This window comes from Pseudoalteromonas sp. 2CM39R (assembly GCF_023161845.1).
Map to the genome: position 1 here is coordinate 905,320 of NZ_JALNTM010000001.1, position 9,909 is coordinate 915,228.

Genomic DNA, 9,909 nt, shown 5'->3' on the forward strand with positions numbered 1-9,909 from the left:
ATGGACAAGGCGATCCTTGATAGGTTTATTGATGTTTATCAATCACTCAATAAAGACAATTTACAGTTACTGGATGAAATTTATCACCCAGATATTCAGTTTGCAGATCCCTTGCATGCGGTAAATGGTCTTGGGGAGCTGCGTGACTATTTTAAAAACCTCTATGCCAATGTGGTTTCTTGTGAATTTGCTATCGAAGACAGCTATGTGACTGAAAATATTCAGAGCAAAGACGACATCGCGTTTATTTATTGGACCATGCATTACCGCCATCCAAAGCTTAATAAAGGCCAAGCAATTTCGGTTGCGGGTCATAGCCGTTTAAAATTTACTGGCGATAAGATAATTAATCATCGCGATTATTTTGATGTAGGTGCTATGCTCTACAGGCATATTCCAGTGCTTGGCTCGGCTGTGAAATACATCGATAAAAGAGCGAGTGCATAATGACGACATTAATTACAGGTGCTACCTCAGGTATTGGCGAGTCGTTGGCAACGCTTTATGCAGACAATAATGAACAGGTCATTGTATGCGGTAGAAATACAGAAAAGCTGGCTAAATTGAACCAGCATCAAAATATAGAGTCTTGCCAGTTTGACGCAACCGATCTTAAAGATATTCGTTCGAGCACAGTGGCTTTTACACAATTTGACCGGGTTATTCTAAATGCTGGCAATTGTGAATACATTGATGATGCTCGCAATTTTGACAGCAGTTTGTTTGAGCGGGTGATCACGACCAACTTGCTCAGTATGGGCTATTGCCTTGAGGCGTTATTACCAAAAATAAAGCCCGGTGGTCAGCTTGTGATCGTAAGCTCTAGTGTGACTTATCTACCCTTACCGCGCAGCCAAGCTTATGGTGCGTCTAAAGCGGGTGTAAGTTATTTAGCCAATAGCTTAGCGGTTGATTTAAAAGATATCGATGTCACTTTAGTTCACCCAGGTTTTGTTAAAACGCCGCTTACAGACAGAAATGACTTCCCGATGCCAATGGCGGTGAGTGCAGACAAAGCGGCAAATTATATTTATAAAGGGGTCGCGAAAAGGCGCAAAGAAGTGCACTTTCCGCACCGTTTTACCTTCATTTTAAAATTTTTAAGAATGCTTCCTACGCCACTTTGGCTGAAGCTTGCAAAAGGATTATCACGTTGAAAAAAGTGGCTGTTATTGGATCTGGCATAGCGGGTTTAAGCTGTGCGCACCTATTGCATAAACACTACGATGTAACCGTATTTGAGAAAAACGACTACATAGGTGGCCATACTGCAACCATAGACGTAAAAGTTGATGGCGTTGAGTACGCTGTTGATACAGGCTTTATTGTCTTTAACGACCGAACTTACCCATATTTTGAAAAACTACTTAAGCGCTTGGGCGTTGAGCGTCAGAAAACGCAAATGAGCTTTAGTGTGCATAACGAACAAACCGGCTTTGAATATAACGGCCATACTTTTTGGAGTTTGTTCGCACAAAAGCGCAATATCTTTCGCCCTAAATTCTGGAAACTTTTAAAAGACATTGTGCGCTTTAATGATGTGTGTAAATCATTACATGCTGAAAAAAATTATAAAGCAAATCAAACTCTAGGCGAGTTTTTAGACGAGCATGAATTTAACGAGTTCTTTCGTTTTCATTATATCTTGCCGATGGGCGCTGCTATTTGGTCAACAAGCATTAAAGAAATGGCGCAAGTTGGCGTAGAGTTTTTTGTTAAGTTTTTTTATAACCACGGTTTGTTGGATATCACTAATCGCCCGCAGTGGTATGTTATTCCGGGTGGCTCTCGCGAATACATTAAACCTATGATCCAAGGTTTTGCTGATAAAATTCGTTTAAATAGTAATATTAGCTCGGTATCTCGAAAAGACGATAGTGTGCATGTCCATTTTGATGATGGCCATAGTGAAACATTCGACAAAGTTGTGTTTGCTTGCCACTCAGATCAAGCTTTAAAGCTGTTATTAGACCCTAGCGAAGACGAAAAAAGCGTTCTCTCAGCGATACCTTATACGGCTAATTCAGTGGTACTACACACTGATACTACACTGCTACCAAAACGCAAAGCAGCATGGGCGAGCTGGAATTATCTGTTAAATAACAACACAGACAAAGCTGCTGTTGTGACTTATCAAATGAATATTTTGCAAGGCATTAAGAGCGACACGCAATTTTGTGTCACGCTTAACCACCTTGATGGCATTAATAAAGATAAAATTTTACGCGAGTTTACCTATCATCATCCGGTATTTAATAAACAGTCGATTGCCGCACAGCAGCAAAAGTCTCTTATTGACGGTAAAAATAATAGCTATTTTTGCGGTGCTTATTGGTACAACGGCTTCCACGAAGACGGTGTAAGAAGTGCTGTAAATGTGGCAAAGCAACTCGGAGTCGAGTTTGAATAGCGCCATTTATGTAGGAGATGTTCGCCATAGGCGCTTTGCCGTGAAAGAGCATCACTTTAAATACCCGCTTTATATGATGTGGGTCGATTTAGCTAAGCCTGATGAACTTAATGGTGTTCATCCTTGGCTTGGCTTAAGTGGTTTTAAGGCGCTTAAATTTAATCAGAGCGACTATTTTAATTATCAAACCGATATGCAGCTGCCACTCAAGCTGCGTGCACTTAATAAAATTAAAGAGCTTGGCATTGACGATGAATTTACCCATGTTTTTATGCTCGGACAGGTGCGCTGCTTAGGAATTTATTTTAGCCCGGTTAATTTTTTCTTCTTTCAAACTGGTAATGGCGAGTTCACTCACATGCTTGCTGAAGTGAGCAATACGCCTTGGAATGAGCGTCATTATTATGTCGTACCCCTTGAAAAAAAAGTGAACTTTAAAAAGGTTTTCTCCGTATCACCTTTCATGAACTTAGATATGAACTATCATTGGCATATTAGAATGAATTCTGATAACACCATGATTCATATTGAAAATAAAAAAGACGACACTCTTTTGTTTGATGCAACCCTGCGTTTGCAAAAGCACCCTCTCACGAAAGAGCAGGTTAGTACTGTGCTTAAACAGTTTCCGGCTATGACGCTAAGTATTTTTAAGGGTATTTACCTTCATGCTTTGAAGTTGTTTTGCAAACGGGTGCCATTTATTGGCCACTCGGGCAAACAAGAGAATTCAACTAGGTGATGTGATGGAAAAAGTATCAAATTTAACACAAGCCCAAACGACTGGCTGGATGACAAAGCTTTATAAAAAACTGGTAATAGGTGCATTCAACAGTATCAATGTCGGTTGCATTACCCTCAAAGAGGGTAACCAAAAAGAGCAATTCGGTGACATAACCAGTGATTTACACGCTACGGTCACGGTAAACGATGCTGCTATGTATAAGTCATTTGCTTTGTCTGGCAGTGTGGGGGCTGGTGAGGCATATATTCTTGGCTATTGGGATTGTGACAACCTCACTAAACTTATTGAAATATTTGCCCTTAACCAAGATCAGCTAGATGCATTCGAGAAAAAATTCGCCTTTTTAAGTGGTATTGCGCACCGAGTTAATCACATTAAAAATAAAAACTCAGCAAGCGGTTCAAAAAAGAACATTGCGGCGCACTATGATTTAGGTAACGACTTATACAGTGCATTTTTAAGTGACGAAATGTTGTATTCATGTGCTGTTTACCCTTCAAAACAAGCTAGCCTTGAACAGGCCCAAGAGCACAAACTAGCATTGATTTGTGAGCAGGTTGATTTACAACCAGGTGATTCGGTGATTGAGATTGGCACAGGGTGGGGCGCCTTTGCGATTTATGCAGCAACACATTTTGATTGCCATGTAACGACGACCACCATTTCTGATGAGCAACATGCCTATGTTGAACAAAAGGTTAAAGAGCTTAACCTTGAGCATAAAATTACTTTATTAAAGCAGGATTACCGCCTCTTAGAGGGCAAGTACGATAAGCTTGTATCAATCGAAATGATTGAAGCTGTCGGTCATGAATATTTGCCTGGCTTTTTTGCAAAATGTCAGTCTTTATTAAAAGACAGTGGTGCAATGCTTATTCAAGCAATCACCATAGCTGATCAGCGTTACAGCCATTACCTTAAAAATTCCGATTTCATCCAGCAGTACATCTTCCCAGGTGGTTGTTTGCCTTGCTTAGACGAAATGAATAAGCAAATAAAACAGCAAACAGACATGGTTGTGCATAGTGTAAAAGATATTGGTGTTCACTATGCAAGAACACTGGCTGATTGGCGCGAGCGCTTTGTCGCTAGCTGGCCTGAAATAGATAAAGTGAAATTTGACCAGCGATTCTATCGTTTGTGGTTATTTTATTTAGCTTACTGTGAAGGTGCTTTTAGAACCCGTGCTATCAGTACAGTTCATTTAGTTGCACGTAAACCTCGTTTTGGCCATTCTGGCGATGATATCGCGCTCGATTATTAATTTTGCTTTGTTTCAAGGGGTATGGTTTATGGCCTTACTCCTTGAGCATAATTCTCTGATACCCGCTTTAGTTGTTGTCGCTTTGATGATTTATCTATCAAAGCAACGCGAGCAAGATAGTTGGCTACTCTTATGTGGCTTGCCTCTCGCACTGGGCTATGAATGGCTTGCCAGCAGCTTAAACTTACTTGCCTTTAAAGTAACCCCTTTTCCTTTATGGCTTGCTGTACTTTGGGCTGCACTGCTTTTAACCATTAATACTTCGATGCAGTTCCTACAAAAGCTGCCTTGGTATATTGCCTGGGGTGTTTGCGCGTTATTTGCTCCTGCTAGTTACTACGCTGGAATGCGCTTTGAAGTGCTTAATACTGAGCTCGTTGTTTGGCAATTTTGGCTGGTTTATGGTTTGGGGTGGGCAAGTATGTTTATGGCGATAATCGCTATTAATAAGCGATTTTTAGCGGCTAAATGATCAGTTTTAGGTGGTTTTTCGTAGTGTTTGATAACACAACTTTAAGGATTATTTGATGAAACAGTCACTTAATTTAAGTTTATTTGCTGCGTTACTGTTCTGTGCGGGCGTATATGCAAATGGCTTTAAAACGGTGGGCCAAGCGAAAATGGAGTATCTGTTTTGGGATGTTTATAACGCTAAATTAGAGACCCCATCGGGTTCGTATCAGTTTGGCCAACACCCCAGCAAACTTACACTCACCTATTTGCGGGATTTCGATGCGAAAGATATCGTCAAAGCAACCAACGAGCAATGGCAACATTTAAAGCTCAATGACATGGTAGGTGTTTACGATAAACAATTATTAGCCCTTTGGCCTGATATCAAAAAAAACGATTCGTTGTCGTTTCAAACCAACGAGCAAGGGATCGGTACTTTTTACTTTAATGACAAAGAGCTAGGTCAGATCGATGATAATAAATTCGCTGACAACTTCTTAGCAATTTGGTTAAGCGCCGACACGTCTGAACCATCACTTCGTAAACAGCTTATTGGAGGGAAACATGATTAAGCTCAAAGCACTCTTTATTTTCGCTATGGTACTGTTAATTACCAGCTGCTCTGCGCCAGATGTTGATTATTATCAAGGAACAGAGCCTAAGTTTGACTTTAAGCAGTTTTTTAGTGGTGAGCTCAAAGCCTACGGCGTTGTGCAAGACCACAAGGGCGAGTTAACACGTAAGCTGGTAGTTGACATGCAAGCATCTTGGAACGGCAATCAGGGAGTGATTGACGAGCAATTTGTTTATGATGATGGCGAAACGCAAACCCGTGTTTGGTACATTACCATTAATGATGATGGCAGTATCACAGGGACAGCATCAGATGTGATTGGCGAAGCAAAGGGTGAGAGCAATGGAAGCGTGTTCCATTGGACATATTCTGTCGAGCTTCCATATGATGGTAGTACTTTAGTGGTAAATTTCGATGATTGGATGTACTTGGTAACACAATCACGCTTGATAAACCGTACCGCTATTGATAAGTTTGGCTTTGAGGTCGGGGAAGTTACCTTGGTTATCGAGAAAATTGAATGATGGTTTAGCTATCATAAAATTTTGTGATGGAAGTTAAATTAAGTCTTTATTAATACTGATGTCACTAACCTTGTGATTGATAGTTAAATAGTAGTCATTTTTGAATAAATTACGTAAAAATAGCAATTTGCTGTTGCTAACTTCTCAAAAATGCATAAAGATAGGTTTTGCGAAGGCAAAATAATAACGAATAGGAATCTAACAATGAATAAAGCTCAATTAGTTGAAAAAATTGCTACTGATGCAGAAATCTCAAAAGCGGCAGCAACTCGTGCACTAGATGCATTCACTGGCGCAGTTACTAGCTCTCTTAAAGAAGGTAACTCAGTAGCATTAGTTGGTTTCGGTACTTTCTCAGTAAAAGAGCGTGCAGCGCGTACTGGCCGTAACCCACAAACTGGTGCAGAAATCCAAATCGCAGCAGCAACTATCCCAAGCTTTAAAGCGGGTAAAGGTCTTAAAGACCAAGTTAATCCTTAATAGGATAACTTACAAATTTTTGAAAAAAGGGCTTATAGCCCTTTTTTTGTATCTGGAGTTTTGTCGCGCTAGCGAAAAAGGCTTATGCCTTTAACGCTTTATCACCACGACCAATGCCAACCGCACCTGAACGTACAACCTCAATAATGTCTGATTCATGGCGCAGGGTATCAAGGAAAGATTCTATCTTTTCTGTGCTCGCTACAAGCTGCAGTGTGTAGCTGTGGCGCCCCATATCTAAAATAGCGCCTTGGAATACATCAGCAACACGCGTTACTGCTGCTCTGGTGGTTTCATCTTGGGCGAAAACTTTCACTAATAGTAGCTCACGCTCGATATGTGCCATTTCGGTTAAGTCAATAATCTTAAGAACATCTACTAGCTTGTTCACTTGTTTAGTGATTTGCTCAACGATGCGATCATCACCCATGGTTGTAATGGTAATACGCGAAAGAGAATGATCGTCAGTCGTGCCAACAGTAAGGCTATCGATGTTGTAAGCGCGCTGTGAAAATAAGCCTACAATGCGCGATAACGAGCCAGGTTCGTTTTCTAATAAGATTGATAAAATACGGCGCATTATGCTTTTACTCCTTTACGTAACCACATATCATCGACTGCCCCTAGCTTGATTTGCATAGGGTATACATGTTCTTTTTCATCTACACAGATATCTAAAAATACCAGTCTGTCGTTTATAGACATGGCTTTTTCAATAGCAGGCTGAAGCTCATCAATATGATCAACGCGAATACCTACGTGGCCATAGCTTTCAACTAATTTTACGAAATCAGGAAGTGACTCCATGTAAGAAGATGAGTGACGACCTGAATACATCATATCTTGCCATTGACGTACCATGCCCAGTGAGCGGTTATTCAATGACACTACTTTTACAGCTAAATTGTATTGTAAACAAGTTGATAGCTCTTGAATGTTCATTTGGATTGAACCATCACCCGTCACACAGATAGATTCTTTTTCAGGGAAGGCAAGCTTAACGCCCATTGCCGCAGGTAAACCAAAGCCCATGGTGCCTAAGCCACCAGAATTAATCCATTGGCGAGGGTGTTTAAACGGATAATACTGAGCTGCAAACATTTGATGCTGACCTACATCAGAGCTAATGTAAGCATCCCCATTAGTTGCTTTGTAAATTGCCTCGATAACGGCTTGTGGTTTGATTTTATCGCCATCAGTGCTGTAGTTTAGGCATTTTTGTTCACGCCAGCTAATAATTTGACGCCACCAGTCTTCTTGTGCCGAACGATCAATTGAAATAGGGCTCTTATCAATCGCCGTTTGTAACTGCTCAAGCACTGTTTTCAAGCAGCCAACAACCGGGATGTGCGCTTTAATTGTTTTAGAAATAGAGGTTGGGTCAACATCAACATGAACGATAGTGGCATTAGGGCAGAACTTTTTAACGTTATTTGTTACCCGATCATCGAATCGAGCGCCTAAAGCTAAAATAACATCAGCATTTGCCATGGCTTTATTTGCCTCAAGGCTACCATGCATACCTAACATACCAATAAAGTTAGGGTGAGTACCACTGATACCACCTAGGCCCATTAAGGTGTTAGTGATTGGCGCATTTAATGATTCAACCAAGTGAGTTAGTTGCTCAGAGGTATTTGATAGAATAATGCCGCCACCAGAGTAAATAACCAGTTTTTTAGCTTCTAAAATTGCGCTAACTGCTTTGCGAATTTGTTTTGAGTGACCTTTAGTATTCGGGTTATAAGTTCGAAGCTCAGTTGTTTTTGGAAATTCGAATGGGAACTTTAGCTCTGGATTAAGCATATCTTTTGGTAATTCAACCACAACCGGGCCCGGGCGGCCTGTGCTGGCTAAGTAGAATGCTTTAGCTAAGATTGTTGGAATATCTTTTGCGCTACGACAGTTATAGCTGTGCTTTACGATAGGGCGAGAACAACCAACAATATCAGTTTCTTGGAATGCATCATCACCAATTAAACCAGTAGGAACTTGGCCAGATAACACCACCATTGGGATAGAATCCATGTATGCTGTCGCGATACCTGTAACACAGTTTGTAGCGCCAGGGCCTGAAGTTGCTAGTACCACACCAACTTCACCGGTAGCACGGGCATAACCATCAGCCATATGAGTTGCGGCTTGTTCGTGACGTACTAAGATATGTTCAATATCTTCTTGTTGAAATAACGCGTCATATAAATCAAGAACAGACCCGCCAGGGTAGCCAAAAATATACTTAACATTCAATTCTTTAAGTGCCCGAACAACTAGTTCGGATCCATTATATTCAGTTGTACTCATCCTCATTCCTCTGTGTGTGCAAGCATAAATGCATAAAAAAACCCCCGCATATGGCGGGGGTTTTTTAAAAAGCATGCTTTCACCTTTTAATAGCCTCCCGCTGGGCTTGTAACTAAGACCAGTACGAGAACGTTGACGACTAAAAGGTGACGGCGAATATTCATTATTTTTTAATTTTCTTCTAAAAAATGCACAGCCGACTAGATGGCTGCTGTTTAAAAAATGTTAGGAGTATTTTTAAGCGTTTTGGAAACTGATGTCAACCGCAAATGTGGCTTTTTGCATTAATTTTTCTGTATTTAAGTTTTTAGATATTTTTGTTGCACCTAAATGCTTAATTGTTATTGTTTTTGGGTGGAACTATGCATTGAATTGTTCGTGTGGCAAATTGCTAACTATACCAATAGATAATGCATTTACGTTACTGCCTTGCATAACTTAGCTACTATCAGAATAGGTTTTATTTTTATAATTAGACACCCACTTTAATACCTCGCTACCATAAGGTTTGGTTAATTTTTAAAAAGATAGCCAATTTAAATATTTAACCAGACACCTAATTTTATTTTACTAAGAATCAGCTTAAGAAAGGTTTGAATTATTCAGAACAATTGGAATTGCTGGGGAAGTAGTGATTTTTTTATTGTCATTAATTAAATTTCAGCCTTATGTGCTGAGTTATTTTTTAGTTTTACACACTAGTCAGCGATAGTTGCAAAAGTTGTTATGCCTCTAGAATTTAAAGGGTTGGATTTGTAAAATTGACTTCTAGTGTCGAATGCGTAACTAAGTAAATAAGGCTAAGCTATTAGCTATAGAGCTTCTTCGTTTTCGCTTCATGTGATTTGTATAAGCTGTGATTGCTTGTTCCTTACCTGCAGTATTTTTAAAAGAGCGTGTAAAGGACGTGGTGAGTGTGAGCCAGTTTTCTGTACAGATGTTTAACCTTTCAAGTATTGGTAATGCCTCTTTTGGGATTTTCCCTAGCTTATCTTCTCGGATTGAGCGGCCAGTCCAATCAACAAGTTGCAGGTATGTTTTGAGTTCAAATGGTAGTCCTTTAGGCATATGTTTACGAGGTTTACCTGCAAAGCGCATAAGTGATTTCGGTTGCTTATTATTTTGAGCTGCATTAATTCTAGATTTAATACTGGT

At 40.1% G+C, this 9,909-nt stretch carries 11 protein-coding genes and 1 pseudogene; 9 read left to right on the plus strand and 3 right to left on the minus strand.

Annotation, left to right across the window (positions count from 1 at the left end; translation table 11 throughout):
- From MTF66_RS03995 to MTF66_RS04035, 9 genes are all read left to right on the plus strand, one after another.
- Positions 1-447 (plus strand): nuclear transport factor 2 family protein, encoded by a 447-nt coding sequence (locus MTF66_RS03995; protein WP_248526469.1) that lies wholly within the window; start codon positions 1-3, stop codon positions 445-447.
- Positions 447-1,157: an SDR family NAD(P)-dependent oxidoreductase gene (locus MTF66_RS04000; RefSeq protein ID WP_248526470.1), complete on the plus strand. Its 711-nt coding sequence runs from the start codon at positions 447-449 to the stop codon at positions 1,155-1,157. The genes MTF66_RS03995 and MTF66_RS04000 overlap by 1 nt, the downstream gene beginning before the upstream one ends.
- Complete coding sequence (locus MTF66_RS04005) at positions 1,154-2,410, plus strand: NAD(P)/FAD-dependent oxidoreductase (RefSeq protein ID WP_248526471.1); 1,257 nt, start codon at positions 1,154-1,156, stop codon at positions 2,408-2,410. Before MTF66_RS04000 ends, MTF66_RS04005 begins: the two co-directional genes overlap by 4 nt.
- Positions 2,403-3,152, plus strand: coding sequence for a DUF1365 domain-containing protein (locus MTF66_RS04010; protein ID WP_248526472.1), 750 nt, complete (start codon positions 2,403-2,405; stop codon positions 3,150-3,152). Before MTF66_RS04005 ends, MTF66_RS04010 begins: the two co-directional genes overlap by 8 nt.
- A 4-nt stretch (positions 3,153-3,156) precedes the next feature.
- On the plus strand, positions 3,157-4,419 hold the full coding sequence (locus MTF66_RS04015) for a cyclopropane-fatty-acyl-phospholipid synthase family protein (protein WP_248526473.1): 1,263 nt from the start codon (positions 3,157-3,159) through the stop codon (positions 4,417-4,419).
- The gene (locus MTF66_RS04020) at positions 4,397-4,891 is read left to right on the plus strand and encodes a DUF2878 family protein (protein WP_248526474.1); all 495 of its coding nucleotides are present in this window, start codon (positions 4,397-4,399) and stop codon (positions 4,889-4,891) included. The genes MTF66_RS04015 and MTF66_RS04020 overlap by 23 nt, the downstream gene beginning before the upstream one ends.
- Before the next feature lie 55 nt (positions 4,892-4,946).
- The gene (locus MTF66_RS04025) at positions 4,947-5,444 is read left to right on the plus strand and encodes a chalcone isomerase family protein (protein ID WP_248526475.1); all 498 of its coding nucleotides are present in this window, start codon (positions 4,947-4,949) and stop codon (positions 5,442-5,444) included.
- On the plus strand, positions 5,437-5,970 hold the full coding sequence (locus tag MTF66_RS04030) for a DUF3833 domain-containing protein (protein WP_054562353.1): 534 nt from the start codon (positions 5,437-5,439) through the stop codon (positions 5,968-5,970). The genes MTF66_RS04025 and MTF66_RS04030 overlap by 8 nt, the downstream gene beginning before the upstream one ends.
- A 204-nt stretch (positions 5,971-6,174) precedes the next feature.
- Positions 6,175-6,450, plus strand: coding sequence for an HU family DNA-binding protein (locus tag MTF66_RS04035; protein WP_004586404.1), 276 nt, complete (start codon positions 6,175-6,177; stop codon positions 6,448-6,450).
- 82 nt (positions 6,451-6,532) lie between these two features.
- Here the strand turns inward: MTF66_RS04035 and ilvN are convergent, their stop codons facing one another.
- From ilvN to MTF66_RS04050, 3 genes and pseudogenes are all read right to left on the minus strand, one after another.
- A complete protein-coding gene (gene ilvN / locus MTF66_RS04040) occupies positions 6,533-7,030 on the minus strand; it encodes an acetolactate synthase small subunit (protein WP_054551998.1) in 498 nt (165 codons plus the stop codon).
- Positions 7,030-8,754, minus strand: a complete 1,725-nt coding sequence (locus MTF66_RS04045) for an acetolactate synthase 3 large subunit (protein ID WP_248526476.1) — start codon at positions 8,752-8,754, stop codon at positions 7,030-7,032. Before MTF66_RS04045 ends, ilvN begins: the two co-directional genes overlap by 1 nt.
- 786 nt (positions 8,755-9,540) lie before the next feature.
- A pseudogene (locus MTF66_RS04050) lies at positions 9,541-9,909 on the minus strand (transposase); the annotation flags it as partial.